29 protein-coding genes are annotated in these 26112 nt (G+C 63.0%); 4 read left to right on the top strand and 25 right to left on the bottom strand.

Annotated features, from left to right (window positions below):
* Positions 1-9: 9 nt before the first annotated feature.
* The 6 genes from AC27VN_RS00415 to AC27VN_RS00390 all read right to left on the bottom strand — a co-directional run bounded on the left by AC27VN_RS00415 (position 10) and on the right by AC27VN_RS00390 (position 7179).
* The gene (locus tag AC27VN_RS00415; protein ID WP_490875206.1) at positions 10-1485 is read right to left on the bottom strand and encodes an O-antigen translocase; all 1476 of its coding nucleotides are present in this window, start codon (positions 1483-1485) and stop codon (positions 10-12) included.
* Entirely contained in the window at positions 1472-2572 is a 1101-nt protein-coding gene (locus AC27VN_RS00410) for a DegT/DnrJ/EryC1/StrS family aminotransferase (protein ID WP_490875233.1), read from the bottom strand. The genes AC27VN_RS00415 and AC27VN_RS00410 overlap by 14 nt, the downstream gene beginning before the upstream one ends.
* Position 2573: 1 nt before the next feature.
* Positions 2574-3509 (bottom strand): WxcM-like domain-containing protein, encoded by a 936-nt coding sequence (locus AC27VN_RS00405; RefSeq protein ID WP_490875205.1) that lies wholly within the window; start codon positions 3507-3509, stop codon positions 2574-2576.
* Between the two features lie 115 nt (positions 3510-3624).
* Positions 3625-4890 (bottom strand): UDP-N-acetyl-D-mannosamine dehydrogenase, encoded by a 1266-nt coding sequence (wecC, locus tag AC27VN_RS00400; RefSeq protein ID WP_490875204.1) that lies wholly within the window; start codon positions 4888-4890, stop codon positions 3625-3627.
* 27 nt (positions 4891-4917) lie between these two features.
* Positions 4918-6039, bottom strand: a complete 1122-nt coding sequence (gene wecB / locus AC27VN_RS00395) for a non-hydrolyzing UDP-N-acetylglucosamine 2-epimerase (RefSeq protein ID WP_490875203.1) — start codon at positions 6037-6039, stop codon at positions 4918-4920.
* Positions 6040-6105: 66 nt separating this feature from the next.
* Entirely contained in the window at positions 6106-7179 is a 1074-nt protein-coding gene (locus AC27VN_RS00390; protein WP_490875232.1) for a polysaccharide biosynthesis/export family protein, read from the bottom strand.
* Positions 7180-8083: 904 nt separating this feature from the next.
* Here AC27VN_RS00390 and mscL point away from each other — a divergent pair.
* A complete protein-coding gene (mscL, locus tag AC27VN_RS00385) occupies positions 8084-8515 on the top strand; it encodes a large conductance mechanosensitive channel protein MscL (RefSeq protein ID WP_490875202.1) in 432 nt (143 codons plus the stop codon).
* Between the two features lie 34 nt (positions 8516-8549).
* Here mscL and pdxA read toward each other — a convergent pair whose 3' ends face one another.
* The 3 genes from pdxA to AC27VN_RS00370 are packed head-to-tail and all read right to left on the bottom strand — an operon-like array spanning position 8550 to position 11733.
* Positions 8550-9614, bottom strand: coding sequence for a 4-hydroxythreonine-4-phosphate dehydrogenase PdxA (gene pdxA, locus AC27VN_RS00380; protein WP_490875201.1), 1065 nt, complete (start codon positions 9612-9614; stop codon positions 8550-8552).
* Positions 9611-10384: a Nif3-like dinuclear metal center hexameric protein gene (locus tag AC27VN_RS00375; protein ID WP_208511629.1), complete on the bottom strand. Its 774-nt coding sequence runs from the start codon at positions 10382-10384 to the stop codon at positions 9611-9613. Before AC27VN_RS00375 ends, pdxA begins: the two co-directional genes overlap by 4 nt.
* Positions 10381-11733 carry an MFS transporter gene (locus AC27VN_RS00370; protein WP_490875200.1) on the bottom strand — a complete coding sequence of 451 codons (1353 nt, stop codon included), beginning with the start codon at positions 11731-11733 and terminating at the stop codon, positions 10381-10383. The genes AC27VN_RS00375 and AC27VN_RS00370 overlap by 4 nt, the downstream gene beginning before the upstream one ends.
* Before the next feature lie 304 nt (positions 11734-12037).
* On the opposite strand from AC27VN_RS00370, the gene AC27VN_RS00365 reads away from it, so the two are divergent.
* Positions 12038-13201 (top strand): S1C family serine protease, encoded by a 1164-nt coding sequence (locus AC27VN_RS00365; RefSeq protein ID WP_093351920.1) that lies wholly within the window; start codon positions 12038-12040, stop codon positions 13199-13201.
* A 95-nt stretch (positions 13202-13296) separates the two neighbouring features.
* Here AC27VN_RS00365 and tatC read toward each other — a convergent pair whose 3' ends face one another.
* The 9 genes from tatC to AC27VN_RS00320 all read right to left on the bottom strand — a co-directional run bounded on the left by tatC (position 13297) and on the right by AC27VN_RS00320 (position 18233).
* Complete coding sequence (tatC, locus tag AC27VN_RS00360; RefSeq protein WP_093351923.1) at positions 13297-14106, bottom strand: twin-arginine translocase subunit TatC; 810 nt, start codon at positions 14104-14106, stop codon at positions 13297-13299.
* Positions 14107-14187: 81 nt separating this feature from the next.
* Positions 14188-14649 (bottom strand): Sec-independent protein translocase protein TatB, encoded by a 462-nt coding sequence (gene tatB, locus AC27VN_RS00355; RefSeq protein ID WP_093351925.1) that lies wholly within the window; start codon positions 14647-14649, stop codon positions 14188-14190.
* 12 nt (positions 14650-14661) lie between these two features.
* Positions 14662-14907 (bottom strand): Sec-independent protein translocase subunit TatA, encoded by a 246-nt coding sequence (gene tatA, locus AC27VN_RS00350; RefSeq protein WP_093351928.1) that lies wholly within the window; start codon positions 14905-14907, stop codon positions 14662-14664.
* 62 nt (positions 14908-14969) lie between these two features.
* Positions 14970-15329 carry a histidine triad nucleotide-binding protein gene (locus AC27VN_RS00345; protein ID WP_093351930.1) on the bottom strand — a complete coding sequence of 120 codons (360 nt, stop codon included), beginning with the start codon at positions 15327-15329 and terminating at the stop codon, positions 14970-14972.
* Positions 15319-15708, bottom strand: coding sequence for a DUF4870 family protein (locus AC27VN_RS00340; RefSeq protein WP_057595255.1), 390 nt, complete (start codon positions 15706-15708; stop codon positions 15319-15321). Before AC27VN_RS00340 ends, AC27VN_RS00345 begins: the two co-directional genes overlap by 11 nt.
* 47 nt (positions 15709-15755) lie before the next feature.
* A complete protein-coding gene (locus AC27VN_RS00335) occupies positions 15756-16136 on the bottom strand; it encodes a phosphoribosyl-ATP diphosphatase (protein WP_208513624.1) in 381 nt (126 codons plus the stop codon).
* A complete protein-coding gene (gene hisI / locus AC27VN_RS00330) occupies positions 16133-16531 on the bottom strand; it encodes a phosphoribosyl-AMP cyclohydrolase (protein ID WP_208513651.1) in 399 nt (132 codons plus the stop codon). The genes AC27VN_RS00335 and hisI overlap by 4 nt, the downstream gene beginning before the upstream one ends.
* 40 nt (positions 16532-16571) lie before the next feature.
* Positions 16572-17351 carry an imidazole glycerol phosphate synthase subunit HisF gene (gene hisF, locus AC27VN_RS00325; protein WP_490875199.1) on the bottom strand — a complete coding sequence of 260 codons (780 nt, stop codon included), beginning with the start codon at positions 17349-17351 and terminating at the stop codon, positions 16572-16574.
* A gap of 45 nt (positions 17352-17396) precedes the next feature.
* A complete protein-coding gene (locus AC27VN_RS00320; RefSeq protein WP_490875198.1) occupies positions 17397-18233 on the bottom strand; it encodes a D-hexose-6-phosphate mutarotase in 837 nt (278 codons plus the stop codon).
* Positions 18234-18413: 180 nt separating this feature from the next.
* On the opposite strand from AC27VN_RS00320, the gene AC27VN_RS00315 reads away from it, so the two are divergent.
* Complete coding sequence (locus AC27VN_RS00315; RefSeq protein WP_208513626.1) at positions 18414-19721, top strand: dicarboxylate/amino acid:cation symporter; 1308 nt, start codon at positions 18414-18416, stop codon at positions 19719-19721.
* Positions 19722-19734: 13 nt separating this feature from the next.
* Positions 19735-20631, top strand: a complete 897-nt coding sequence (locus tag AC27VN_RS00310; protein WP_490875197.1) for an amino acid ABC transporter substrate-binding protein — start codon at positions 19735-19737, stop codon at positions 20629-20631.
* A gap of 12 nt (positions 20632-20643) precedes the next feature.
* On the opposite strand, the gene AC27VN_RS00305 is transcribed toward AC27VN_RS00310, so the two are convergent.
* The 7 genes from AC27VN_RS00305 to AC27VN_RS00275 form a co-directional block, all read right to left on the bottom strand.
* A complete protein-coding gene (locus AC27VN_RS00305; protein ID WP_490875196.1) occupies positions 20644-21828 on the bottom strand; it encodes an AAA family ATPase in 1185 nt (394 codons plus the stop codon).
* A gap of 16 nt (positions 21829-21844) precedes the next feature.
* Positions 21845-22588 (bottom strand): 1-(5-phosphoribosyl)-5-[(5-phosphoribosylamino)methylideneamino]imidazole-4-carboxamide isomerase, encoded by a 744-nt coding sequence (gene hisA, locus AC27VN_RS00300; protein WP_208513629.1) that lies wholly within the window; start codon positions 22586-22588, stop codon positions 21845-21847.
* A gap of 66 nt (positions 22589-22654) precedes the next feature.
* Positions 22655-23320 (bottom strand): imidazole glycerol phosphate synthase subunit HisH, encoded by a 666-nt coding sequence (gene hisH, locus AC27VN_RS00295; RefSeq protein ID WP_398501506.1) that lies wholly within the window; start codon positions 23318-23320, stop codon positions 22655-22657.
* Positions 23321-23371: 51 nt separating this feature from the next.
* Entirely contained in the window at positions 23372-24007 is a 636-nt protein-coding gene (gene hisB / locus AC27VN_RS00290) for an imidazoleglycerol-phosphate dehydratase HisB (protein WP_203204635.1), read from the bottom strand.
* Positions 24004-25095 (bottom strand): histidinol-phosphate transaminase, encoded by a 1092-nt coding sequence (gene hisC, locus AC27VN_RS00285; RefSeq protein ID WP_490875195.1) that lies wholly within the window; start codon positions 25093-25095, stop codon positions 24004-24006. The genes hisB and hisC overlap by 4 nt, the downstream gene beginning before the upstream one ends.
* Before the next feature lie 41 nt (positions 25096-25136).
* The gene (locus AC27VN_RS00280; protein ID WP_490875194.1) at positions 25137-25493 is read right to left on the bottom strand and encodes a hypothetical protein; all 357 of its coding nucleotides are present in this window, start codon (positions 25491-25493) and stop codon (positions 25137-25139) included.
* An 8-nt stretch (positions 25494-25501) separates the two neighbouring features.
* Positions 25502-26112: hypothetical protein (locus AC27VN_RS00275; RefSeq protein ID WP_490875193.1), on the bottom strand; the 611-nt coding region annotated here is incomplete at its 5' end.

Raw genomic sequence — 26112 nt, 5'->3', positions numbered from 1 at the left:
CCATCCCCATCACAATCGGCGAAAAGGGTTTTTCGAAAACCGCAGCAACCCTAGGCGTCGCATGTAATTCAAAGCCTCGCCGGCGAATCCCGCGGCCACGCACAGCCCGACTGGAATGCCAGCCCGAGGAAAGTAAGTGACGAGTATCAAGCAACCCACTACTGCAGCCAGCAAGATGGAAAATCGAATTTTTACCCGGCGGCTCCATTGAAAATCAATCTTTTTCCCAGCCACCCAGTAAACAAAAGGCAAGTAAATCATATACATCATGATAAATGCGATGCCGGTCGCTTCCGAATTGAAAATCGGCAGAAGAATTGCCGTAAAAACAACCAAGGAGCCATAAGCAACCGCTTCTGTGACCAAATATTGGCGCCCATCGCCCGATGCAAGAAGGACATATCCAAGAGGCCAGCTTGCTATCTTCAGGAAATCTCCAATCACCTGCAATCGAAGTATGCTTGCTGCAGATACGAATTCTTTTGAATACAAGATCTCAATGATCCATGGCGCGAGCACCAACATCACAATCAAAGCTGGCCCTGCAAGCAAAAGTGCGACCTCGCCTTGTTCATTTGCCATCCGTACTGCAGCAGCTCTATCATCGATGACCGACGTCAGCCTCGGGTAGTAATCTGTACCCATGGCTATGAGAACGAGTCCAACATAAGTCATGGAAATCTGCCAAGCGGCTTGAAAATTTCCGAGCGCGCTTGCGCCCAATTCTTTTTGAACAACAATCCGCACAAGCAATTGCGCCAGCGTCGCAAGCAATCCGGCCACCATGAAAGGGACGCCCAGTTTCACCAACGACCGCCAGTGCCCCGCCATCGCTTTCCAATTTTTCTTTTTCGGCCGAACTTCACTGACTCTCGCCAAATACCAGACTCCCAGAATCAAGTTCGAAGCAGGAACGGCCAGAGTAAATAGCAAAATCCCTCGAATTTCCAGAAAATAAACTGCGCAAACTCCCAATAAACTGGACAACGCCGCGGACGTTATGGAAAGCAATGCGATGTCGATGGTTTTTCGAAACCCTTGTAGTATTGCGACTTGGGTAGCCGCAACGACCGTGAACCCTACGCCCAGGCTCAACCATCCCAAGGTGGTAGATTTCTGACCATCAGCCAAAACATAGGTCGACAATGGAATCCGCAATGACCAGAACACCAACGAGCCGATAATCGACAGAGCAAAAGCCCCGATGATCAACGCGGCAAGCACATCACCGAGTGATTCGATGGCTTCGCCTTTACTGGCTTGGGCTATTTGCCTGGTTCCGACATTGCTGATTCCTACACCGGAAATCATCGACGCTGTTGCGATAAGATTCTGATAGAGCCCGATAAGTCCGATTCCAACAGGTCCGAGCAAAACCGCGACCACCTTCATGCGGGCCAAACTGATAGCCACATTGACTAGAGACGCAGCGCCTACAATACTCGTAGAGCGAATAATTTGGCGATAGGAGTTATTTGCCTGCATATTGCTGCAAGCTTCTCGTCACCACGGCGACTTGCTCCATGGTCAAATGAGGCCCAATTGGAAGGCTCAACACCTGATTCGCCATCTTTTCCGCCAGGGGATAGCTCCCTTTAGGCTTTTGCATGTCTGCGTATGCCGCCTGCAGATGCGGTGGAATCGGATAGTGGATTAAGGTTTCCACTCCTTTTTCTTTCAGGTATTTCTGAAGATCATCACGCTCGGCGTGCTCGATCACATACAGGTGCCAAGCGGCCTCGGCCCATTCGGGAACATAGGGCTGCTTGAATTCAAGATTATTTAGCTCATCTTGATAGAATCGGGCAATAGCATTTCGCCGCAGATTCCATTCATCTAAATACCTGAGTTTGACATTCAAAATTGCTGCCTGCAAAGGGTCCAAGCGGCTGTTATAGCCCTTTACTTCATTCACGTACTTGACGCGGGAACCATAATTTCGAAGTACCTGAAGTTGGTCCGCAATGGCTTCATCATTCGTCGTGACAGCCCCTCCATCGCCCATTGCGCCGAGATTTTTTCCTGGATAAAAACTCCATGCAACCGCGTCCCCGTGCCCTCCCAATCGCTTTCCCTTATACAACGCACCATGAGCCTGAGCGCCGTCTTCCAATACCTTCAATCCGTGCTTTTGAGCAATGGAAAGCACACCGTCAACATCGGCTGGCTGCCCATATAGATGCACCGGAAGAATGATTTTGGTTTTTGAAGTGATGGCTCTTTCTATGAGACTGACGTCAATATTGTGAGTTCGAGCATCTGGCTCGACGGGCACTGGAATCGCGCCACACTGGCTTACGGCAAGCCATGTGGCAATGTATGTATTGCTCGGAACAATGACCTCATCGCCAGGACCTACACCCATCGCACGCAGTGCGAGATGCAGTGCATCTAGACCATTGGCGACACCAATCGCATACTTCACGCCGCAGTATTTCGCATAGTCTTCCTCGAAACGGACGACTTCCTCTCCACCAATGAACCAACCCGAGCCGATCACTCGTTGAATGGCCTCATCCAGCTCTTCTTTCAGTTCAAAATAGGGCGCCTTTAGATTCAAAAAGGAAATCATTTCATACACCCATCATCTGCTGAAATTCGGAGTAATTCCGGATGTAATCAGCGCTATCGTAGTAATGCGATGCAAAAACCAGCAGAACTGCGTCTGCAGAATATTTATACTGAATACCCCAGGTCATTGGCGGAAGGTAAATACCCGTGCTCGGGTTGTCGAGCAAGAATTCCTGTCGACTCTTTCCATCATCGGCAACGACGGAGCAGCGACCGCTGACGCAAACGAGAAATTGATGGCACTCCCGGTGTGCATGCTCTCCCCTTGTTTCCGCGCTCGGTACATCAAATACCAAAAAATAGCGCCTCACCGAGAAGGGGACGGTGCGCTCGAACTCCCCTACCGTCAAGCTGCCGCGGATATCTATTGCCCGGGGGAGTTTATGCAAACTAACCCCCCGAACACGACTAGGCGCCGGTGGCATTTCACTACCCGCGTCGGTTTGCAGAGCATCTGTCTCTCTTTTGGGTGCATCTACATATCCCACGATCTTTGCAGGATTTCCGACGACGATGGCATTCGGTGGAACCGAGCGAGTGACCACCGCACCCGCGCCCACCATCGCATTTCGACCAATCTCCAACCCCGGCAAAATGACCGAGCCCGCCCCTATGGATGCACCTTCGCGAATGGTGGTATTTAGAAATTTTTCGGGCTTTTGACGGCTGCGTGGAAATATATCATTCGCAAAGGAGACATTAGGCCCAATGAATGCGTCGCTGCCAACTCGCAGGCCATCCCAAAGCTGCACCCCGCTTTTAATTGTGACGCGATCACCAATCACGACATCATTTTCTATGAAGCAATGCGAACAAATATTGCAATCATCCCCAAGGCGGGCATTTTTCAAGATTATTGCAAATTGCCAAACCCGGGTACCTGCCCCAATGCTGGGAGACTGAACATCTGCCAATGCATGAATGAAATTAGAGGTCATTAAGAATCGTCAGCTCAGTGAATATTGAAATTTGGTCAAAGCTATTTTCAGCACTCAATTAACATAGGCACAGAAAATCTTCCACCGAACATTCTTGAGTTGTTTTCAAACCCGCTTAAGAGCTTATTCCGCAAGCATCCACCGTTATAAATTCACTCCAGCTCGATTTATCCTGATTCTTGAATTCTTTGTGCGGGACCATTATTACGGCGATGTCGGCATTCGCCCGGGCCTCTTCGATTTCGACAAGTCTCACCTTACCTTGAAGCATCGAGGGAATTAATTTTATATTTGGCTCAACCACCAGAATTGTGCCCACCCCTAGCTCGGTAATGCGCTTGGTGATTTCAAGCGCCGGGCTTTCTCGCAAGTCGTCGATGTCAGGCTTGAACGCTAGCCCAAAGCAAGCAATGGTTATTTGCTTGATATCTCTATCCGCGCCCACTTCGAGGTGCCTCGCAATGGCTGCTTCGATCTTTTCAAGCACCCATTCCGGCTTGAAATCATTTACTTCGCGAGCAGTACGAATCAGTCGGGCCTGCTGCGGAGCAGCGCTAACGATAAACCAAGGATCTACGGCGATACAGTGCCCCCCGACACCAGGCCCCGGCTTTAATATGTTAACTCGCGGGTGACGGTTCGCCAGTCCGATCAATTCCCATACGTCTATGCCCAGCCTGTCGCAGACTACCGACAACTCATTGGCAAAGGCAATATTCACATCCCTAAAACTGTTTTCCGTGAGCTTGCACATTTCGGCAGTGCGTGCATTTGTGATGACACAATCTCCCTCCACAAATAATTTGTAGAGATTTTTTGCGGCCTCAGAGCACCTTGGAGTCATGCCACCGATCACTCGGTCATTTTGAACCAGCTCCCGAAGCACATGCCCGGGCAACACGCGCTCGGGGCAGTGCGCAACACGAATATCCGAGTTTTCCCCGTGCGTCTGAGGAAAAGTTAGATCACTTCTTAGATCAGCGAGCCAAGCAGACATTTGCTCCGTCGTTCCGACAGGCGACGTCGACTCCAATATTATGAGATCACCCTTTTTCAGTACCGGCGCAATCGATTTAGTAGCAGATTCGATATAGTCCAAGTCAGGCTGATGCTCTGCTTTGAATGGGGTAGGGACCGCAATGAGGAAAGCGTCGGCCGGCTGGGGTCGATTGACAGCACGCAAGTAGCCCTCTGTGACGGCGGCGTGCACGACCATGTCCAGATCGGGCTCTACGATATGGATCTTCCCCTTGTTAATCGTATCCACCGTTTCTTGATTTACATCTACCCCGACGACATCCAGCTTACGAGAAGCAAAAATTGCAGCCGTAGGCAACCCTATATAGCCGAGACCGATGACCGAAATCGTCTTGAATTTCATAAGAGATCAAAAAATAGAATACGCCTATCAAGAGGCAAGTAGAACTTGAGCTATGCGCAAGGAGGCTTGGCCATCGCCATAGGGGTTGTGAGCAACAGCCATTGCTTCGTACGCTGAGGAATCCGATAACAGTCGGCAGCTTTCCTCAAAGATTCGGTTCGGATCTGTCCCCACGAGCTTCACGGTGCCGGCAGCCACCGCTTCCGGCCGCTCAGTCGTGTCGCGCATCACCAAAACGGGCTTGCCAAGCGATGGCGCCTCTTCTTGGATTCCACCCGAATCCGTCAAAATTAGCGTCGCTTGGTCCATCAGATATACAAAGGGCAAGTAATCGAGCGGCTCGATCAATTGAATATTCCTTTTATTCCCCAGAATACGATTCACCGGTTGCCGAACCTGTGGATTCAAATGAACCGGATAGATTATTTGAACATCCGGGTAGCTGTCGGCAATTTTGAGCAGAGCGTGGCAAATCCGCTCGAATCCTTCTCCAAAATTTTCCCGCCTATGACCCGTGACCAGTACGATTCTTTTTTTCAAATCGATCGAGCCCAAACTATCACCGAGGGAGTTCTGCAAATGGCGGTCGCCTCTTATTTTTTGGCGCACTTCCAATAGCGCGTCGATGACCGTATTGCCGGTAACGTGGATGTGCTCCTCCGCAAGCCCTTCTGCGAGCAAATTTCTGCGCGAAGTTTCCGTAGGCGCAAAATGCCAACGCGCTAATGCACTAGTAAGCTTTCGATTGGCTTCCTCCGGCCAGGGAGAGTAGAGATTACCGGTTCTCAATCCAGCTTCGACATGCCCTATTGAGATTTTTTGGTAAAAAGCCGCCAAAGATGCCGCAAAAGTGGTAGAGGTATCGCCATGTACGAGCATCGCGTCCGGCTGCAAATCCGCCAAAACTCTCTTCAAACCACCGAGCACACCGCAAGTGATATCCGTCAAATCCTGGCCAGGCTTCATCAAATTGAGATCAAAATCCGGAGAAATTCCGAAAAGACTCATCACCTGATCCAACATTTCTCGATGCTGCGCTGTCACGCAGACACTGACATTGAATGCGGGAATCTTCTTCAAACAATTGACCAACGGCGCCATTTTGATGGCTTCGGGTCGAGTTCCAAAAACGAATAAAATTCTTTTCACCAGCGTAACCTAGGGCACGATTCGCGCCATTTTTATTTGATTGAGTCAAACGCCAGATCGGGCGATCTATCGGTGCCTGACATAGATTTCACTGGCCGTATTGGTCACGGACGCCGAAGGCAAAATCAAGCTCACAACCCGATTCCACTTGACCAAAGGTACGGAATCAATATAGACCACATCTTGCGATTGCAATCTGAATTGACTAGCTATGGCAAGCGTTGCCGGATTCTTTGCATTGAGGTTGAAGATGGCGGGAGCTCCTGTCGCGCCTTGACGAATGACATAGATTTGACCGGCACTTGCAGTCGCATTCATTGGTCCTCCCGCTTCACCGAGTGCCTCGCTAAGACTCAAGCGGCCATTACTGCGCATCGGCAAAGCAAGCGGTGCTAGAACTTCGCCCATGAGAAAGACCTTGGAGTCTTCTCTACTGGCTATCCGAACCGTATCTCCGTTTTTTAATGGGATACTGTTGCCGTCATATCCCGCCTCCCGAAGACTAGTCATATCAATTAATGTCGACTTCCCGTTTCGAATCAGAGTTAGGGCAGAAAGATTCCCATTGGCGGTGATTCCGCCTGCACGATTGATTGCCTCATTCAAAGTCATCGGTACATCGGTAAAGATCTGTGATCCCGGCGCACGCACTTCACCCTCGACGTAGGCACGCCGACTTCTGAAAGACTGGATCCGCACCGTGACCTGGGGATCCCGAATATGCGGCTTCAGCAAGCGTCCGATCAAATCAGATGCATCGCCTTCACTCAACCCGGCCACCCTGACACGACCGACGTACGGGAATGCAATCTCCCCGTCCGCATCAACAATAAAGCCGGGAGCAACCTGGACTCCGGTGGGGTCAGCGGACTGCGAAATAACGGCACCGGCATTTGGCAGCAATTCCGGATGGTCATAGACAATCACCCCTACCACGTCACCAGAACCGATGGTGTAACGACTGGGCTTGCCAAAGAGAGCTTCTACCTCCGGGGGAACGCCTTTGGGAGAGGCCTCAGCCAAAGTACGGACGAGTGCGAGAGAAATAGGTGTTACTTCTCCTTCGGGGGCTCCGTCGGGGAGATAGCGGAAATCATTAGGAAGTGATACGGCCGAGTCATACGGCTCCACCCCTCCCATGCCGGGTGCAATTGCGCAGCCCTGCAATATGAGTGTCGTTGCCAGCAACACCGAGTTCAAGATGTTTGTATTCTTTTTCAATTTCAACCCCCACGGAAAGTCAATTTTCGCCATCGTCAATTTCGAATTCGGGACAAGCCCTACCTCAACAAAACCCGAACCAAATGATTGGCTGGCCCAATGGGGTGCACATAGCGTCTTCTCAAAACGATCCTTGTCGCACGACTGATTGATTGTTGAACAACCCAGACCCCCAGGCGCATCTGCGCCTGGCCTCTGACGCGGTGGTCAGACAGCCTCCCTGTTTGGCTGTTGGTCAAGAGACCTGCGGGATTTCCCTCCCCCAGGCCAACCCGGCATTGTCGCTGCACGTGACGACTGCTATCCCGGCTTGTGAGTTGCAAAAGATTGTGTCCAACCCTTGCTCGACAGGTCGATCATAGGCGAGTCCTTTGGTCTCTCTCGTTTCAACACCCCCTTCCCAGCAAACCAATCTACTCGATGAAGAAGACTTTTTTATAACCTTCGTAGCATTGCCAAAGTGTTAGCGATCCCTACGTCGTTACCATTTTCCGTGGGGAAACGTTGCTCGACACCCACGAAAAACCTGGCTGAGAAGGCCGTCCGCGTGAATGTAAAGTTGCGAAAAAGTTCGCGCATCCCCCGCTTGAGGGAGTGCCAAGAGGCGAAGGCTTGCCTCAGTCCGAGCAGAACCGGAAACAACTAGCAACAAATTGGATTCCATCGGGTCACCGGGCGATCTGTCGCGCCGGCAGAAATCCAGATTCGATTCAGCTTTGTGAAGGACTTCATGAGGCTCAGGCACTGCGCCACGCGGAACACCCCAGCCTCCCGTGCATACTGGCGCCTCTCTCAACCCCAGTGCTCCCGCACCCTCCCAACCATGACCATCCTCAGCGAATTCAAGGAGTTTGCCGTCAAGGGCAATGTCGTCGACCTGGCGGTCGGCGTGATCATCGGCGCGGCCTTCGGCAAGATCGTCGACTCGCTCGTGGCCGACATCATCATGCCGGTCATCGGGCTGGTGTTCGGCAAGCTGGACTTCTCGAATCTCTACGTGGTGCTGGGCACGGCGCCGGCGGGTGTCGCCAATACCCTGGCGGACCTCAAGAAGGCCGGCGTGCCGGTGCTGGCGTACGGCAACTTCATCACCATCGTGGTCAACTTCGTGATCCTCGCCTTCATCATCTTCATGATGGTCAAGCAGATCAATCGCCTGCGCCGCACGGAAGAAGCCGCGCCGGCCGCTCCCGCCGCACCGCCCGAAGACGTCGTGCTGCTGCGCGAGATCCGCGACAGCCTCAAGCGCCCCTGAAACGCAGCGTGGCCCGGCACGGGTCACGCATCCCTCAGATACCGGCAAGCGCGCGCGCCATGCGCAACGCCTCGATCAGGCTCGACGCATCCGCGCGGCCGGTGCCCGCGATATCGAACGCCGTCCCGTGATCAGGACTGGTCCGCACCAGCGGCAGCCCGAGCGTGACGTTCACGCCCTTCTCCACGCCCAGGTACTTCACCGGGATCAGTCCCTGGTCGTGGTACATCGCCACCACCACGTCGAACTCGCCGCTATCGGCCACGCCGGGCCGCTTCGCGCGGGCACGCATGAAGACGGTATCGGGCGCATGCGGCCCATCAGCGGCGATGCCTTCGGCGCGCGCCGCGGCGATGGCCGGCACGATGATCTCTTGCTCCTCCGACCCGAAGAGTCCGCCCTCCCCGGCATGCGGATTGAGCCCCGCGACGCCGATACGCGGTGCGCGGCCCAGGGTGCGCGAGAGCGCATGGTGAGTGATGCGCAAGGTCTCGAGCACGCCATCGAAAATGACGGCCTCGATCGCCTGACGCAGCGACATGTGGATGCTGACGAGCACGGTGCGCAGCTCGTCGTTGGCCAGCATCATGCGCACGGGCACCTCGGCCACGCTGCGGCCCAGATGCGCGGCGGCCTCGGCCTGCAGCAGTTCGGTATGGCCCGGAAAGGGAAATCCTGCCGCCGACAACGCTTCCTTGTGCAAGGGCGCGGTGACGATGGCGGCGATCTCGCCGCGCAACGCGGCCCGCGCTGCCCAGACCACCGCGTCGCCCGCCGCGCGCCCAGCCTCGGCGCTGATGCGGCCATGGACCACACCCTGCGGCGGCGCGATCACCTGCAGCACAGGCACACAACCGGGCGGAACCTCGAGCGCCTCGGCCGATGAAGCAATTTCGACCACGGGCCATGCAAGGCGTCCTGGCTCCGACAAGGCTTGCAACGCCTCCCGCATCGCCCCCACATCACCCGCCACGAAGGCGCCACGCGTGGCCTCGGGTGCATCGCGAAACGCCTTGCCGATGATCTCGGGCCCGATGCCGGCCGGGTCACCGAGCGTGATGGCAACGGGCTTGCCGCTCGCGGAACCGGCGCTCGTCATGCCGGGTTGTCGATGTCGATGAACTCGTGCTGAAGCCCGAGCTGTGCAGCCACGTGTTCGGCCACGGCGGGCGCGCCATAGCGCTCGGTGGCATGGTGCCCGCAGGCCAGGAAGGCCACGCCCATCTCGCGCGCGTAGTGGGCCTGCGGCTCCGAGATCTCGCCGGTGATGAAGGCGTCGGCACCGGCCGCGATGGCGGCCTCGAAGTAGCCCTGCGCGCCGCCGGTGCACCAGGCGATGGTCTTGATCGGACGATGGGCGGTGTCGACCAGCGTCACGGGCCGCTTGAGCACCTTCTCGACGTGGACGGCGAGCGCCTTCGCGTTGGCCAGGGTCTCGCCGTCCTCGAGGCCGCCGAGAAAGCCCAGCTCCTGCTCGCCGAAGCGCCCGGCCGATCCGGGATGCGCCAGCAGGCCGAGCTGCAGGCCGAGCTGCGCGTTGTTGCCGAGCTCGGGATGCGCGTCGAGCGGCAGGTGGTAGGCGAAGAGGTTGACGTCGCGATTCAGCAGCAGCGCCAGCCGCTGCTTCATCCAGCCGGTGACGCGGCCGTCCTGGCCGCGCCAGAACAGACCGTGGTGGACGAAGATGGCATCGGCCTCGGCGCGGATCGCGGCCTCGATCAGCGCGCGGCTCGCGGTCACGCCCGAGACGATCTTGCGCACCGTGGTGCGGCCCTCGACCTGCAGGCCGTTCGGTCCGTAGTCCTTGAAGCGCTCGGGAGCGAGCAGCAGGTCGAATGCGTGAAGCAGTTCGTGGCGGGTGGTGCTCATCGCGACATTGTCGCGCCGCCGGCCGGCGCCACGCCAGCCCGCATGGGGTGGCCGTGGGCCGCCAGGGGGCAGAACGCGAGCACGAAGCCCAGCGCGGCCAGCACCGCCACGTAGTGCGCGGGCGCCATGGGGTCGTGCTGCAGCCAGAGCGTGAGGACCACCGGCGTGAGTCCGCCGAAGACGGCGTACGACATGTTGTAGGCGAACGAAACCCCGGTGAAGCGCACCGGCGCGGGGAAGGCGCGCACGCCGGCGATCGGCACGGTGGCGATGGTGCCCACGAACAGGCCCGTCAGCCCGTAGTGCCAGAACAGCGTGGCCGGCGTGCCGGGCAGGCCGGCGTAGAACAGGTAGGCGGTCACGAACAGGCCGCCCCAGCCGACCAGCATCACGGCGCGCGTGCCGATGCGGTCGCTGGCCCAGCCGGCGATCACGCAGCCGATGGTCAGCATGAGGGTGGCGAGTGCATTGGCCTCGAGCGCGAGCGCGGCCGGGATGTGGCGCACCTTCTGCAGGTAAGTGGGCGTGTAGAGCACGATCACCACGATCGCGGCCGACAGCACCCAGGTCTGCAGCGCGACGAACACGCTGGCGCCGCGGTGCTCGCGCAGCACGGTGCGCAGCGGCAGCTCGCGCGCCACGCTGCGGCGGTCGGCCAGTTCGCGGAACACCGGAGTCTCGTGCAGGAAGCGGCGCAGGTACACCGACACCAGCCCGAACACGCCGCCGAGGATGAAGGGGATGCGCCAGGCGAAGTCGCTCACCTGCTCGGGCGCGTAGTGCCGGTTGATGGCCACGGCCACCAGCGAGCCCAGCAGGATGCCGCCGGTGATGCCCGAGGTCAGCGTGCCGACGCCGAAGCCGTAGCGCTGCGCGGGCACGTGCTCGCCGACGAACACCCAGGCACCGGGCATCTCGCCGCCGATGGCCGCACCCTGCAGCACGCGCATGGCCAGCAGCAGCAGGGGCGCCGCCACGCCGATGCTGGCGTAGGTGGGCAGCAGGCCGATGACCAGCGTGGGCGCGGCCATCAGGAAGATCGACAGCGTGAACATGCGCTTGCGGCCGAGCAGGTCGCCGAAGTGCGCGATCACGATGCCGCCGACCGGCCGGGCCAGGTAGCCGGCCGCGAAGATGCCGAAGGTCTGCAGCTGGCGCAGCCAGTCGGGCATGTCGGCCGGGAAGAACAGCGCGCCCAGCACGGTGGCGAAGAAGACGTAGATGACGAAGTCGTAGAACTCGAGCGTGCCGCCGAGGGCGGACAGGGCGAGCGTCTTGTAGTCGCGGGCGTCGAGCGCGCGGGCCGGGGCCGGCGTGGTGCCGTCCGGGCTGGTGGCGTGTGAAGTCATGGCGGGCGGAGAGTCATGGCTGCGCACCGGGGCCGCAGGGCCGGATGGGAAGCGAAAGCGGTACGCCGACGAAAGCGCCGGGCCGCGTCCACCGGGTGGGCGGTGCGGCGGCGAAGGAGAGCCGGGTCGGCAGGGCCCCGATGCTAAGGGTTATCCCTTATAGGCACCTCGATCCTCCAGGAATCTCGACCGGCCGGCGCGGTCTTCGCCCTCTGCCGTTGAGAGACAATCTCCCGCAGCGCCGCGCTTCGCGGCCTTTCCCCCTCAGCGCCCTCGCCCTTTCGCGCCTTTTCACCAAGTTTTCATGAAACGCACCTGGCTGCTCTTCGCCCAAGCCGTGACCGTCCTGCTGGCGGCCTATTTCGTGGTCGCCACGCTCAAGCCCGAATGGATCAACCGGCGCACGACCTCGCTGGGCGGCGTGGTCTCGATCATCGAGGCACCTGCCAGCTCGACGCCCGGCGTGCCCGCGCCCGGCAGCCTGAGCGCCGCGGCCAAGAAGGCATCGCCGGCAGTCGTGAGCATCAACACCAGCAAGGCGGCGCAGCGCCATCCGCGCAGCAACGACCCCTGGTTCCGCTTCTTCTTCGGCGACCAGGACGACCAGCCCCAGGTCGGCCTGGGCAGCGGCGTGATCGTGAGCACCGACGGCTACATCCTCACCAACAACCACGTGGTCGAGGGCGCGGACGAGATCGAGGTCACGCTCAACGACAGCCGCCACGCGCGCGGCAAGGTGATCGGCACCGACCCCGACACCGACCTGGCCGTGCTCAAGATCGAGCTCGACAAGCTGCCGGTGATCGTGCTGGGCAGCTCCGACGAGCTGCAGGTGGGCGACCAGGTGCTGGCCATCGGCAATCCCTTCGGCGTCGGCCAGACCGTGACCAGCGGCATCGTCTCGGCGCTGGGCCGCAACCAGCTCGGCATCAACAACTTCGAGAACTTCATCCAGACCGACGCCGCCATCAACCCCGGCAACTCGGGCGGCGCGCTGATCGACGTCAACGGCAACCTGCTGGGCATCAACACCGCGATCTACTCGCGCTCGGGCGGCAGCATGGGCATCGGCTTCGCCATTCCCGTGTCGATGGCCAAGATCGTGCTCGAGGGCATCGTGAAGGAGGGCCAGGTGCGCCGCGGCTGGATCGGCGTCGAGCCGAGCGACCTCTCGCCCGAGCTGGCCGAGACCTTCGGCGTGAAGGCCGACGCCGGCGTGATCATCACCGGCGTGCTGCAGAACGGCCCGGCCGCCAAGGCCGGCATCCGCCCCGGCGACGTGATCACCGCGGTGGGCGACAAGAAGACCGACAGCGTGCAGGCGCTGCTGACCGCCGTGGCCGGCCTCAAGCCCGGCAGCACCGCGCGCTTCGCGCTGCAGCGCGGCAGCGACAAGATGGAACTGGATGTGATGCCGGGCCTGCGGCCGAAGAGCCCGGTGCGGCAGGTGCCGAACCAGAACGAGTGAACGGATGAGACGCGCGGGCCCCGGGTCCGCGTGACCATGAAAAAAGCGGCCGACGGGCCGCTTTTTCCTTGCCGGATCCGGAAGATCCTCGCCGCTCAGGGCGGCGTGGTCGACGAGGAATCCGCTTCCTCGTCCTCCGGCGACTTCGAGACGCGCGAGAAGTACTTGGCCCCGATGATCCCGACCTCGTACAGCACGCACATCGGGATCGCCAGTGCCAGCTGCGACACCACGTCGGGCGGCGTCAGCACGGCGGCCACGATGAAGGCCACGACGATGAAGTAGCCGCGGAAGGAGCGCAGCTTCTCGATGGTCACCATCTCGAAGCGCACCAGCAGCATCACGACGATCGGCACCTGGAAGGCGACGCCGAAGGCGAGATAGAGCGACAGGATGGCCTCGACGTACGAGGAGATGTCGGGCGTGGCCGCCACCGCGGCCGGCGTGAACTTCTGGATGAAGCCGAACATCTTGTCGAGCACGAACAGCTGCACGAAGGCGATGCCCGCATAGGCCAGCAGGCTGCCGAAGATGATCAGCGGCAGCGCGAAGCGCTTCTCGTGGGTGTAGAGGCCCGGCGCCACGAACATCCAGGCCTGGTACATGAGCCACGGCAGCGCGAGCAGCACCGCGGCCATCATCAGCACCTTGAGCGGCACGAAGAAGGGCGAGAACACGCCCACGGCGATCAGCTTGGCGTCGGGCGGCATGTGGGCGCGGATCGGCATCGCGATGATGTCGATCAAGCCGCCCGGGCCGGGCCAGACCGCCAGCAGGATGCCGGCGATCGCCATGCCGTAGACGCAATAGAGCAACCGGTCGCGCAGCTCGATCAGGTGCGCGACGAAAGGCTGCTCGGTGCCGGCGAGCTCGTCTTCTTTGTTCTTGGAGTCGGAATCAGCCATTGAGGAGATGGAAAGCGTGGGCTGCCGACGGGCGGCGCGCGTGGGAACGCTGGGTGGAGGGGGAAACGCGCCGCGCCGCTGCTAGCTGACCTTGTGCGGCCGGTAGCGCGCGACGCGCGCCGCGCCCGACAGTGCCTTGGTGCGCACGCCGTTGCGGGACTTGTACCACTGCGGCGTGGCGCCCTGCTTGAGGCGCCAGTTCTTGCGCGGATGCTTGTAGACCGGCACCACCGGTTCCGGTTCGGCCAGCGCCGAGAGGGTTTCGCCCGCGGGGGTGGAGAACTGCTTCTCGAGGTCGCTCACGCCCGAATGGATGTTCTGCTCCACGTCGCGCGCCGCGTCCTCGACGGTGGTCTTCATCTTGCGGAGCTCGTCGAGCTCCATCGAGCGGTTGACCTCTGCCTTGACGTCGTTGACGTAGCGTTGCGCCTTGCCGAGCAGGGTCCCGACGGTGCGCGCCACGCGCGGCAGCTTTTCGGGTCCGATGACGATCAGCGCCACGACGCCGATCAGCGCCATCTTCTCAATGCCGAGGTCCAGCACGTGTCGCCCGGATCAGGACTTGTGGCGTGCTTCGACGTCGATCGTCGGCTTGTCGGTGGCGGCCGACTGGCTCGTGACCTGGGCGGCCGGGCCGGTGGCGGTCGGCGCGTCGGTCGCGGAACCGTCCTTCATGCCGTCCTTGAAGCCCTTGACAGCACCGCCGAGGTCGGAACCCATGTTCCGAAGCTTCTTGGTACCGAAGATCATGACGACGACGAGCAGCACGATCAGCCAGTGCCAGATGGAAAAAGAACCCATGGAAGACTCCTAAGAATGTGCCGATTTTAGTCGCGGCGAATGTGACAAATTTACTTAACGGCTCAGCCGCGAAGCCAGGGGCGCGGACCGCCCATGACGTGGACATGGAGATGATGCACCTCCTGCCCCCCTTCGGTACCCGTGTTGACCACCACCCGGTAGCCGCCTTCGGGGTACGGATTGCAGCCCTGCTCGAGCGCCAGCCTGGGCGCCAGGGTCATGATCTTGCCCATCAGCGCCGCGTCGTCGGGCGTCAGTTGGGCCATCGAGGCGATGTGCTTCTTGGGCACCAGCATGAAATGCACGGGCGCCCAGGGCGCGATGTCGTGGAAGCCGAAGACGTCCTCGTCCTCGTAGACCTTGCGCGACGGGATCTTGCCCTCGACGATTTTGCAGAAGATGCAGTTCGGATCAGATGACATCGTTGGGTTCCATGGGACGGCCGTCGTTCATCCGGATCATGCCTTTCACGATCCGGTAGAGGAACCACAGCGAAATCAGGCTCCAGGCGATCCAGCCCGGGACGAAGAGCAGCAGCCAGAGCCACGAGGTGACGATGTACAGCAGCCCGGCCCAGAGCACCGAGCGGATGCGCCAGCTGAAGTGCGAGGCCTGCCAGGTGCCGGCCGCGTCGTCGCGCTTCACGAAGTCGATCACCAGCGCCACCAGCAGCAGCAGCACCGAGGCCTGGGCGCCCGGCACCACGGCGCCGATGGCGACGATCAGGTGCAGGATGTAGCTGACCCAGCCCCAGGTCTTGAGCGAGTCGTCGGGCTGAACGTTCACGATGTCGTTGGGCATGGCGATGTCCTTTCGGTCGTCAGAGTCATCCCTCGGCGCTCAGGCGGTCACTCGCTGGCGGCTTCGCGGGCCTGCACCTTGCGCAGTGCCTTTTCCTCGATGCCGCTGGTGCCTTCGCGCCGCTCGAGTTCGGCCACCACCTCGGCGGGCGTCAGGCCGTAGTGCGCGAGCGCCACCATGGTGTGGAACCAGAGGTCGGCCACCTCGTAGACCACCTTCGTGCGGTCGCCGCCGTGGTCGGCGTCCTTGGCTGCCATCACCACTTCGGTGGCTTCCTCGCCGATCTTCTTGAGGAAGGCGTCGGGGCCCTTGTGCAGCAGCCGCGCGACGTAGCTCTTCTCGGGGTCGCCGCCATTGGCGGGCAGGCGGCTTTCGATGACCGCGGCCAGGCGTGCGAGGGCGTCGTTGGTGTTCACGGTGCCGCTCATTTGTAGATCGATTCCGGGTCTTTCAAGACCGGCTCGGTCACGGTCCACTGGCCGTTCTCGTACTTGTTGAAGAAGCAGCTGTGGCGGCCGGTGTGGCAGGCGATGCCGGGCTCGTGGCCCAGTTGGGTGACCTTGAGCAGCACCACGTCGTTGTCGCAGTCGAGGCGGATCTCGTGCACGGTCTGCACGTGGCCCGATTCCTCGCCCTTGAACCAGAGCTTGCCGCGCGAGCGGCTGAAATACACCGCGCGGCCGAGTTCGGCGGTCTTCTCGAGCGCCTCACGGTTCATCCACGCGAACATCAGCACGTCGTTGGTGCCTTGTTCCTGGGCGATCACCGGCACTAGGCCGTTGGCGTCCCATTTCACTTCATCGAGCCAGATCATGGGCGGGATTGTCGGCGATCGGCCGGCCGCGACCGACGCCGAAGGGTCATTAAATCCGCACCGGGATGCCGCGCTCGGCCATCCGCGCCTTGGCCTCGCCGACCGTGTGCTCCCCGTAATGGAAGATGCTCGCCGCCAGCACGGCGTCCGCGCCGCCCTTCTGGATGCCGTCGGCCAGGTCGTCGAGGTTGCCCACGCCGCCCGAGGCGATCACCGGCACGTTGACGGCGTCGCTGACCGCGCGGGTGAGCGCCAGGTCGAAGCCGCTCTTGGTGCCGTCGCGATCCATGCTGGTCAGCAGGATCTCGCCGGCGCCGCGGCGCGCCATCTCGGTGGCCCATTCGACGGCGTCGAGGCCGGTGTTCTTGCGCCCGCCGTGGCTGTAGACGTCCCAGCCCGGGCCGCGGCCGGCCGCTTCCTCGGGCGTGCGACGCTTGGCGTCGATGGCGACCACGATGCACTGGGCGCCGTACTTGGCCGAGGCGTCGCTGATCACCTGCGGATTGGCGATGGCGGCCGAATTGAAGCTGGTCTTGTCGGCACCGGCATTGAGCAGCCGGCGCACGTCCTCGACGGTGCGCACGCCGCCGCCCACGGTCAGCGGAATGAAGACCTGCGAGGCGACCGACTCGATGATCGGCAGGATCAGGTCGCGGCCATCGCTGGTGGCGGTGATGTCGAGGAAGGTCAGCTCGTCGGCGCCCTGCGCGTTGTAGCGCGCGGCGATCTCGACCGGGTCGCCCGCGTCGCGCAGTTCGAGGAAGTTGACGCCCTTGACGACACGGCCGCCGGTGACGTCGAGGCAGGGAATGATGCGTTTGGCGAGCATGGTGGGGTAGCTGGGGTAACTTGGGGTCGCGGGAAGAAGCAGGAATCAGAGGACGCGCAACTGCTGCCAGCCCTGCCATTCGGCGCCGGGCGCGAGCTGCACGGGCTCGTCGATGCGCGCGGCCTCGACGCAGAGCATGTGGCGGTAACCGTCCTCGGGCATGTCGGCGAGTTTCGCACCGAGCGCGGCACCCGGGTTCCAGACCACGGTTTCGGTGCAGGTGGCGCCCTGGGCGATCTCGAGCGTGCCGCCGGGCTGCACCAGCCGCAGCGGCTCGGCGGGCGCAGCATAGACGCTGTCGAACTCGGATTTGAAGCGCAGCGCCGGCGCGGTTTCCACATGTCGGTCGTCGCGCACCGCATCCCATCGGTTGGCGCCTTGCAGGCCTTCGAGCCGGGCCTCGGCGATGTCGTCCACGGCCAGGTAGGTGTGCAGCGCAGCCGTGAAACCGAAGGGCCCGCCGCCGAGGTTGCGCAGGGTCAGCGCGGTGCGCAGCTGCCCAGCCTCGAGCGTGAAAGCGACCCGCGCCTCGAAGGCATGCGGCCACAGGGCCCGGGTGGCGTCGTCGTCGCGCAGCCGCAGGGTCAGCGCGCCCGATTCGGGATCCACGCCCTGGCTCTCCCAAGGCAGATTGCGCATGAAGCCATGTTTGGGGAGCATGCCGCGCTGGTTGAACTGCGGGCAGCAGATGGGCACGCCGCCGCGGATCGCGGTCTTGCCGTCGAACACGGCGCGCGGGCTCAGGTAGAGCCTCTCCCTGCCGTCGGCCGTGGTCCACGAGAGCAGATGCGCCCCGTGCAGGGCCACGGTGAGGGTGCTGCCGTCGGCACCGGTGGCGCGCAGCGCGGGCTGGCCGCGGAACTCGATCGAGCTGATGTGCATGTGAGGAATTGTAGGCAGCGCTCCGATCGCACCGTCTTCGCGCAACATCGGCGCCTCGCGCGGCACGGCCATGGGGCCTAAAGACTGCATGGTCAGGCCCCGATTGCAAGCCGGGGGCCTTCTTGGATACCCTGTGCCTGCAAAAAAATCGCTCACACAACCAAGCACAAGGGGAATCGAATGAAGAAGAAGTTGCCGATGGCGGCGTGGATCCTGATTGCCATGGTGCTCGGCATCATCCTCGGCTACATGATTTTCACGAGCTTCCCGGACAAGGGAACCGCCAAGGAGATCGCAGGCTACGTCTCGATCGTCTCGGACGTGTTCCTGCGCCTGATCAAGATGCTGATCGGGCCGCTGGTGTTCTCCACGCTCGTGGTCGGCATCGCGCACATGGGTGACGCCAAGTCGGTGGGCCGGGTGTTCGGCAAGGCCATCGGCTGGTTCCTCACGGCCTCGCTGATCTCGCTGGTGATCGGCCTGGTGATGGCCAACCTGCTCGAGCCCGGCGCCAACCTGGGCCTGCCGCTGCCCGACATCGGCGCCTCGGCGAACCTCGCGACCTCCAAGTTCACCTTCAAGGACTTCGTGAGCCACACGGTGCCGAAGTCCTTCATCGAGGCCATGGCCAACAACGAGATCCTGCAGATCGTGGTGTTCTCGATGTTCTTCGGCGTGGCGCTGGCCTCGCTCGGCGACAAGGCGAAGACGCTGGTCGCCGCCACCGAGGAACTCTCGCACGCGATGCTGAAGATCACGGGCTACGTGATGAAGCTCGCGCCGCTCGCGGTGCTGGCCGCCATGGCCGCCACGGTGGCGGTCAACGGGCTGGGCATCCTGATCAAGTTCGCGGTGTTCATGCGCGACTTCTACCTCGGCCTGTTCGTGCTGTGGGGCGTGCTGATCCTCGCGGGCTTCACCTTCCTCGGGCCGCGCGTGTTCAAGCTCTTGGTGCTGATCAAGGAAGCCTTCCTGCTCTCGTTCGCCACCGCCAGTTCGGAAGCCGCATACCCGAAGATCCTGCAGGCGCTCGACCGCTTCGGCGTCAAGCGCAAGATCTCGAGCTTCGTGATGCCGATGGGCTACTCGTTCAACCTCGACGGCTCGATGATGTACTGCACCTTCGCCGTGCTGTTCATCGCGCAGGCCTACAACATCCACATGCCGATCAGCACGCAGATCACGATGCTGCTGATCCTGATGCTCACCTCCAAGGGCATGGCCGGCGTGCCGCGCGCCTCGCTGGTGGTGATCGCCGCCACGCTCAACCACTTCGACATTCCCGAGGCCGGCCTGCTGCTGATCCTGGGCGTGGACACCTTCCTCGACATGGGCCGCTCGGCCACCAACGCGGTGGGCAACTCGATCGCCACCGCCGTGGTCGCCAAGTGGGAAGGCGAGCTGCTGCCGGAGAGCGAGGCCGAGCTCAACGCGGCCAAGCTCGACGAAGAGGCGGCCGCGACGCTCGCGCATCCGGCGCATGGCTGAGGCGATGCGCACCATGACGACGATGCTTGGCAGGGCCGGCCTGGCCTGCGCGGCCCTGTTGCTCGCGGCCGGCGCAGTACAGGCCCAGGAGCTGCTCACCGGCACGCTCGCCAAGGCGCGCGCCAGCGGCGCCATCACCATCGGCTACCGGGAATCCTCGGTGCCCTTCTCCTTCCTCAACACGCGCAAGGAACCGGTCGGCTACTCGATCGAGCTATGCCGCGAGCTGGTCACGGCGATCGGCAACGCGGTCGACCGCACGCTCGCGATCCAGTGGGAGCCGGTCACCTCCGACTCGCGCTTCGACGCGGTCACGAGCGGCAAGGTCGATCTCGAATGCGGCTCGACCACCAGCAACCTCGAGCGCCAGAAGCGCGTGAGCTTCTCGCCGACGATCTTCGTCTCGGGCACCAAGGTGCTGGTGAAGAAGGGCACGCCGATCGCCTCGTTCCGCGACCTTGCCGGCCGCAAGGTGGCGGTGACGGCGGGCACCACCAACGAGAAGACGCTGCGCGATCTCTCCGAGAAGTTCAAGCTCGGCATCCAGCTGCAGGTGGCGCGCGACCATGCCGAGTCCTTCGCTCTCGTGAAGAGCGGCCAGGCCGATGCCTTCGCGACCGACGACGTGCTGCTCTACGGCCTGATCGCGCAGGAGAACGCCAAGGCCGACTACCGCGTGGTCGGCGACTTCCTCTCCTACGACCCCTACGGGATCATGTACCGCAAGGGCGACCCGCAGCTCGCGAAGGTGATCAACGACAGCTTCCAGGTCCTGGCCGAGGACGGCGAGATCGAGCGCCAGTACAAGCGCTGGTTCCTGCGCAAGCTGCCCACGGGTGCCAGCCTCGACCTGCCGATGAGCGCGCAACTCGAGACGATCATCAAGACGATGTCGGTGAAGGCCGAGTAGCCGGGGCCGCTTTCAGCGCGCCGGCCACTCCCAGCGCGGGATCTCGCTCATGTCGAGGTTCGCAATGCGGGTCTCGCCCAGGCGCTTCTCGAGCACCACCGACTGCAGTTCGACCCCGCCCGCGGCCCCCTCCTCGAGCGCAGCGATCAGCCGCGAGGCGTGCGACACCACGATCACCTGCGACTCGCGCGCCGCATGCGCGATCAGCCGGCCGAGCGCGGGCAGCAGGTCGGGATGCAGGCTGGTCTCGGGCTCGTTGAGCACCAGCAGCGCGGGCGGCCGTGGCGTCAGCAGCGCCGCGATCCACAGCAGGTAGCGCAGGGTGCCGTCGGACAGCTCGGCGGCGGTCAGCGCGCGCAGCAGGCCGTGCTGGTGCATCAGGGTCTGGAAGCGGTCGCCTGCGGCATCGATCTCGATGCGCGCGCCCGGGAAGGCATCGTCCACGGCGCGATCGAGCGCCTCACCGTCGCCGATCTCGCGGATGGTCTGCAGCGCGGCGGCGAGGTCGGCGCCGTCATTGGCCAGCACCGGCGTGCGGGTGCCGAGCTGCGGTTGGCGCGCCGGCGCCTCGGCATCCGAGCGGAAGTGATCGTAGAAGCGCCAGGAGCGCATCTGCTCGCGCAGGGTGAGCATCTCGGGCGCATCGCGCGGATCGGCATGCTCGGTCATCATGCTCGCGAAGGGCGGGATCGGCCGGCCCACCGGCTGCCAGCCACGACCGTCGCGCAACCGCAGCGAGGCACCCTTGCGGTCGACCAGCTGCGTGGACGGCCGCAGCAGCGGGCCGCTCCAGATGGCCTCGCGCTTGATCTCGGGATCGCGCGAGAAGGCGGTCGAGGGAATCGGCGGCGGCAGGCCGATGTCGATCGCGTAGCCGAAGTCTTCGGTGCTGGCGCCTGCGAAGCCCAGCTTCAGCGCGACCGGTTCGCTGCGCGTGGTGCCTTGCACCGGCATCTCGCCGCGCAGCATGGCGGCCGAGAAGCGCTCGGGCCCGGCCCACAGCGTGGAGGACAGGCCGCCCTCGCGCACCAGCGAACGGATCGCGCCGCCATTGGCGATCTCGGCCAGCAGGCGCATGGCGCGGTAGACGCTCGATTTGCCGCTGCCGTTGGGCCCGGTGACCACGGTGAGCCGCGCGAGCGGCACCGTGAGCTGGCGCAGCGAGCGGTAGTTGGCAATGGCGAGCGCGGACAGCACGCGCCGCCAGGCCCTCTCAGGCGCCGGCCAGTTCGTCGGCGCGCGCCTGCGCCTGTCCGAAGTCGAGGTCGCCCGAGTAGATGGCGCGGCCGCAGATCACGCCTTCGACGCCTTCGGATTCGACCGCGCAGAGCTGATCGATGTCGGCCATGTTCGACAGTCCGCCCGAGGCGATCACCGGAATGGACAGCACGCGCGCGAGCTTGACCGTGGCCTCGATGTTGATGCCCGACAACATGCCGTCGCGGCCGATGTCGGTGTAGATGATCGATTCGACGCCGTAGTCCTCGAACTTCTTGCCCAGGTCGGCCACCTCGTGGCCCGTGAGCTTGCTCCAGCCGTCGGTGGCGACCTTGCCGTCCTTGGCGTCGAGGCCGACGATGATGTGGCCGCCGAAGGCGCTGCAGGCGTCCTTGAGGAAGCCCGGGTTCTTGACCGCGGCGGTGCCGATGATCACGTAGCGCAGGCCGTCGTCGATGTAGCGCTCGATGGTGTCGAGGTCGCGGATGCCGCCGCCGAGCTGCACCGGGATGTCGTCGCCGACCTCCTTCAGGATCGCCTTGATCGCCGCGTGGTTCTGCGGCTTGCCCGCGAAGGCCCCGTTCAGGTCGACCAGGTGCAGGCGCCGGGCACCGGCCTCGACCCATTTGCGCGCCATGGCGGCAGGATCTTCGCTGAAGATGGTGGACTGTTCCATGTCGCCTTGTTTCAGGCGTACGCAATGGCCGTCTTTGAGGTCGATCGCTGGGATGAGGAGCATGAAAGTGACGCGAGAGTGCAACGAAAGGGCGCCGGCCGGCGGCGCCCGGTCAGGGGAACGAAGTGTTCAGGGATTCCAGTGGAGGAAGTTTCGGTAGAGCTGCAACCCGTGGTCCGCACTCTTCTCCGGGTGGAACTGGGTGGCAAAAATGTTATCGCGTGCGATGGCGGCGGTAAAGCATGCCCCGTATTCGGCTTCGCCCACGCTGTGCCGCGCATCGACCGGCCGCGCATAGAAGCTGTGCACGAAATAGAAGTAGCTGCCGTCGGGCACCCCGGCCCACACGGCGTGCGGCTGCGCCTGGCGCACCTGGTTCCAGCCCATCTGCGGCACCTTGAAACGGCTGCCGTCGGGCTGCAGCTGCCCTTCGAGCTCGAAGCGGACCACCTCGCCCGGGATCAGGCCGAGCCCGTCGGTCGGCCCCTCGTCGCTGCGCGACAGCAGCATCTGCATGCCCACGCAGACGCCGAACAGCGGCTTGCTCGCCGCGGCCTCGAGCACCGATTCGAGCAAGCCCGAATCGCGCAGCTCGCGCATGCAGTCGGGCATGGCGCCCTGCCCCGGCAGCACCACGCGCGTGGCCTTGCGCACCACCTCGGGATCGGAGGTCACGAACACCTCCACGCCGACCTGGTCGGCGGCATGGCGCACCGCCTGCGCGACGGAGTGCAGATTGCCCATGCCGTAGTCCACCACGGCGACGGTGTTGGCGTTGTTTGCTACAGTTTTCATAGCTTCAATGACAGGCGGAGCGTGCGATGGCACGCTGTTCCGCTTGCAGGATCAGAGCGAGCCCTTGGTCGAGGGGATGACGCCGGCCGAACGCGGATCGAGCTCGAGCGCGGCGCGCAGGGCGCGGGCGAAGGCCTTGAACACGGTCTCGCACTGGTGGTGCGCGTTGACGCCCTTGAGGTTGTCGATGTGCAGCGTGACGAAGGCGTGGTTCACGAAACCCTGGAAGAACTCGTAGGTGAGCTGGCTGTCGAAGGCGCCGATCATCCCGCTGGTGAAGGGCACGTGCATCTCGAGGCCGGGCCGGCCCGAGAAGTCGATGACCACGCGGCTGAGCGCCTCGTCGAGCGGCACGTAGGCATGGCCGTAGCGGCGGATGCCCTTCTTGTCGCCCACGGCCTTGGCCACGGCCTGGCCCAGCGTGATGCCCACGTCTTCCACCGTGTGGTGGCCGTCGATGTGCAGGTCGCCCTGGCAGTCGATCTCGAGGTCGATCAGCCCATGGCGGGCGATCTGGTCGAGCATGTGGTCGAAGAAGCCGATGCCGGTGGCCAGCTTGGCGCGGCCGGTGCCGTCGAGGTTGACGCTGACGGTGATCTTCGTCTCGGCGGTGTTGCGCGCGACCGTGGCGGTGCGCGCGGCGAGGGCGTCGGGGGTGGCCGCGGGAGCGGCTTGGGGGGTGGTCATAGTGAGGCTTCGAGCGCCGCGAGCATCCTGGCATTCTCGTCGGCCGTTCCGACGGTCAGGCGCAGGCAGTTCGCGAGCAGTTCGTGCATTTTAGAAACGTTCTTCACCAGCACCCCGCGCGCCTTCATGCCGTCGAAGGTGCGGGAAGCATCGGGCACGCGCAGCAGGATCATGTTGGCATCGCTGGGCCAGACCTTGACGCCCGGCAGCCGGCCGAGCCCCATCATCAGCCGCTCGCGCTCCTCGCGGATCTGCCTGGCCTGGGCCTCGAACACCTCGGCATGCTCGAGCGCGAACAGCGCGCACTCGCAGTTCAGCACGCTGACGTTGTAGGGCGGGCGCACCTTGTCGATCTCGGCGATCAGCGCGGCCGGGCCCATCAGGTAGCCCAGCCGGATGCCGGCCAGGCCGAACTTGCTGAGGGTGCGCATCAGCAGCACGTGGCGGTGCTTCGCGAGCCGGTCGATGTAGCTGCGCGCGGCGAAGGGCTGGTAGGCCTCGTCGATCACCACCAGGCCGCCCTGCGCACCCTGGGCCTCGACGATCTTCTCGAGCACCGCGTCGTCCCAGAGGTTGGCGGTCGGGTTGTTCGGATAGGCCAGGTAGACGATGGCCGGCTTCTCGTGCGCGATCGCGGCCAGCATGGCGGCCTCGTCGAGCTCGAAGTCGGCCGTGAGCGGCACGCCCACGAAGCGCAGGCCCTGGAGCTGGGCGCTCATGGCGTACATGACGAAGCCCGGCAGCGGTGCCAGCACGCTGGCGCCCGGCAGGTCGCAGGCGATCGCGAGCAGCGAGATCAGCTCGTCCGAGCCGTTGCCCAGCACCAGCGAGAAGCCCTCGGGCAGGCGCGCCTGCGCGGCCAGCGCGCGCTGCAGGTCGGCGCCGCGCTCGCCCGGGTAGCGGTTGAGCGCCAGCGCGCCGAGCCGCGCGCCGAGCTCGGCCTGCAGCGCGGGCGGCAGGCCGAAGGGGTTCTCCATCGCGTCGAGCTTGACCAGGCCGCGCGCGTCCTGCACGGCGTAGGCATGCATGGCGCGCACGTCAGCGCGGATGCGCTGGAGCGCGGGGACGGGGGCGGAGGTGTCGGACATCGGGGACTCGGAGGAAAGAACGTTCGTGGAAGAAAGAAAGGTCAGGACGCGCAGCGGAAGCTGTTCTGCAGCGCCGCCGACAGCACCATCTGCACCGGCATGTCGGCCTCGTAGAGTTCGGCGTTGCGCTTGAGCTCGGCCTCGAACAGCGAGCGCGCCATCGAGGGCTCGAGCCGGCGGCCGTCGACGCAGAACAACGGCTTCTGGCCCGTGCGGCGCGCGGCGTCGCCGGCCTCGCGCAGGCCTTCGAGCACGCCCACGAGGTAGTAGCTGGCGTAGGCCTTGCCCTCCTTCTTCTCCTTCACCTCGAGGGTGTGGAACTCGCGGATGCTCATGGCCTGCACGCCCAGGCTGGCCGCGGCCAGCGCGAGCAGCAGACAGAGACGCACGCGATGCATGGCGGGGCTCACTTCGCGTAGCGCGGCGGCGGCGCATAGCCGGTCGCGCCGTCGGCCGGGAAGGCATTGGGCTGCGCGGCATCGGGGCCGCGGCGCGGACGGCGCGGGGCGTCGGGCTGCGCGATCTCGAACAGCGCGGCGCCGAGGATGCCGATGTTGCGCGCGTCGCCGGCCTCGGTATTGGCGGCATAGGCGCGGCCCGGCGTGGCGAAGCGGAAGGCCGCGACCTCGGACTGGCTCTTGCGGAAGCCCTCGATGTCGAGCACCTGCAGCGGACGCAGCACGTAGCCGCCGTTGCGCAGGCTGCCGGGCTTGCCGTTGAGCACGTCGAGACCGTCGACCGTGGCGATCACCTCGTAGCTGCGGTCGCTGAGGTTGCGAAAGCGCAGCGTGTAACGCGCACCCTCGGCGCCCGCGAGGCGGAAGCTCTCGTCGCCACCGCTGCCGCGGCGCGCGCGCTGCAGCGGGATCGCGCGGCCCGATTCGTCGATCACCGACCATTCGACATCGCCCTGCGCCAGCTGCAGGTTGAGCCGGCGCTCGGGGTTGGCACCGACGCCGCGGCGCACGCTGGCGGCGTCGTTGTAGCCGATGGAAGCGACCTCGTCGGGCTGGTCGG

This window comes from Variovorax sp. 20P10.2.4, from assembly GCF_058244205.1.
The sequence above is the reverse complement of the archived record's forward strand: the minus strand, read 5'-3'. Positions and strand labels throughout refer to the sequence as shown.

What these genes read in the sequence shown, in the direction of transcription:
- AC27VN_RS00415 (WP_490875206.1), bottom strand. Translation starts at nt 1,485, where the DNA reads ATGCAGGCAAATAACTCCTATCGCCAAATTATTCGCTCTACGAGTATT.
- AC27VN_RS00410 (WP_490875233.1), bottom strand. Translation starts at nt 2,572, where the DNA reads ATGATTTCCTTTTTGAATCTAAAGGCGCCCTATTTTGAACTGAAAGAA.
- AC27VN_RS00405 (WP_490875205.1), bottom strand. Translation starts at nt 3,509, where the DNA reads ATGACCTCTAATTTCATTCATGCATTGGCAGATGTTCAGTCTCCCAGC.
- wecC (WP_490875204.1), bottom strand. Translation starts at nt 4,890, where the DNA reads ATGAAATTCAAGACGATTTCGGTCATCGGTCTCGGCTATATAGGGTTG.
- AC27VN_RS00390 (WP_490875232.1), bottom strand. Translation starts at nt 7,179, where the DNA reads ATGGGAGGGGTGGAGCCGTATGACTCGGCCGTATCACTTCCTAATGAT.
- mscL (WP_490875202.1), top strand. Translation starts at nt 8,084, where the DNA reads ATGACCATCCTCAGCGAATTCAAGGAGTTTGCCGTCAAGGGCAATGTC.
- pdxA (WP_490875201.1), bottom strand. Translation starts at nt 9,614, where the DNA reads ATGACGAGCGCCGGTTCCGCGAGCGGCAAGCCCGTTGCCATCACGCTC.
- AC27VN_RS00375 (WP_208511629.1), bottom strand. Translation starts at nt 10,384, where the DNA reads ATGAGCACCACCCGCCACGAACTGCTTCACGCATTCGACCTGCTGCTC.
- AC27VN_RS00370 (WP_490875200.1), bottom strand. Translation starts at nt 11,733, where the DNA reads ATGACTTCACACGCCACCAGCCCGGACGGCACCACGCCGGCCCCGGCC.
- AC27VN_RS00365 (WP_093351920.1), top strand. Translation starts at nt 12,038, where the DNA reads ATGAAACGCACCTGGCTGCTCTTCGCCCAAGCCGTGACCGTCCTGCTG.
- tatC (WP_093351923.1), bottom strand. Translation starts at nt 14,106, where the DNA reads ATGGCTGATTCCGACTCCAAGAACAAAGAAGACGAGCTCGCCGGCACC.
- tatA (WP_093351928.1), bottom strand. Translation starts at nt 14,907, where the DNA reads ATGGGTTCTTTTTCCATCTGGCACTGGCTGATCGTGCTGCTCGTCGTC.
- AC27VN_RS00345 (WP_093351930.1), bottom strand. Translation starts at nt 15,329, where the DNA reads ATGTCATCTGATCCGAACTGCATCTTCTGCAAAATCGTCGAGGGCAAG.
- AC27VN_RS00340 (WP_057595255.1), bottom strand. Translation starts at nt 15,708, where the DNA reads ATGCCCAACGACATCGTGAACGTTCAGCCCGACGACTCGCTCAAGACC.
- AC27VN_RS00335 (WP_208513624.1), bottom strand. Translation starts at nt 16,136, where the DNA reads ATGAGCGGCACCGTGAACACCAACGACGCCCTCGCACGCCTGGCCGCG.
- hisF (WP_490875199.1), bottom strand. Translation starts at nt 17,351, where the DNA reads ATGCTCGCCAAACGCATCATTCCCTGCCTCGACGTCACCGGCGGCCGT.
- AC27VN_RS00320 (WP_490875198.1), bottom strand. Translation starts at nt 18,233, where the DNA reads ATGCACATCAGCTCGATCGAGTTCCGCGGCCAGCCCGCGCTGCGCGCC.
- AC27VN_RS00315 (WP_208513626.1), top strand. Translation starts at nt 18,414, where the DNA reads ATGAAGAAGAAGTTGCCGATGGCGGCGTGGATCCTGATTGCCATGGTG.
- AC27VN_RS00310 (WP_490875197.1), top strand. Translation starts at nt 19,735, where the DNA reads ATGACGACGATGCTTGGCAGGGCCGGCCTGGCCTGCGCGGCCCTGTTG.
- hisA (WP_208513629.1), bottom strand. Translation starts at nt 22,588, where the DNA reads ATGCTCCTCATCCCAGCGATCGACCTCAAAGACGGCCATTGCGTACGC.
- hisH (WP_398501506.1), bottom strand. Translation starts at nt 23,320, where the DNA reads ATGAAAACTGTAGCAAACAACGCCAACACCGTCGCCGTGGTGGACTAC.
- hisB (WP_203204635.1), bottom strand. Translation starts at nt 24,007, where the DNA reads ATGACCACCCCCCAAGCCGCTCCCGCGGCCACCCCCGACGCCCTCGCC.
- hisC (WP_490875195.1), bottom strand. Translation starts at nt 25,095, where the DNA reads ATGTCCGACACCTCCGCCCCCGTCCCCGCGCTCCAGCGCATCCGCGCT.
- AC27VN_RS00280 (WP_490875194.1), bottom strand. Translation starts at nt 25,493, where the DNA reads ATGCATCGCGTGCGTCTCTGTCTGCTGCTCGCGCTGGCCGCGGCCAGC.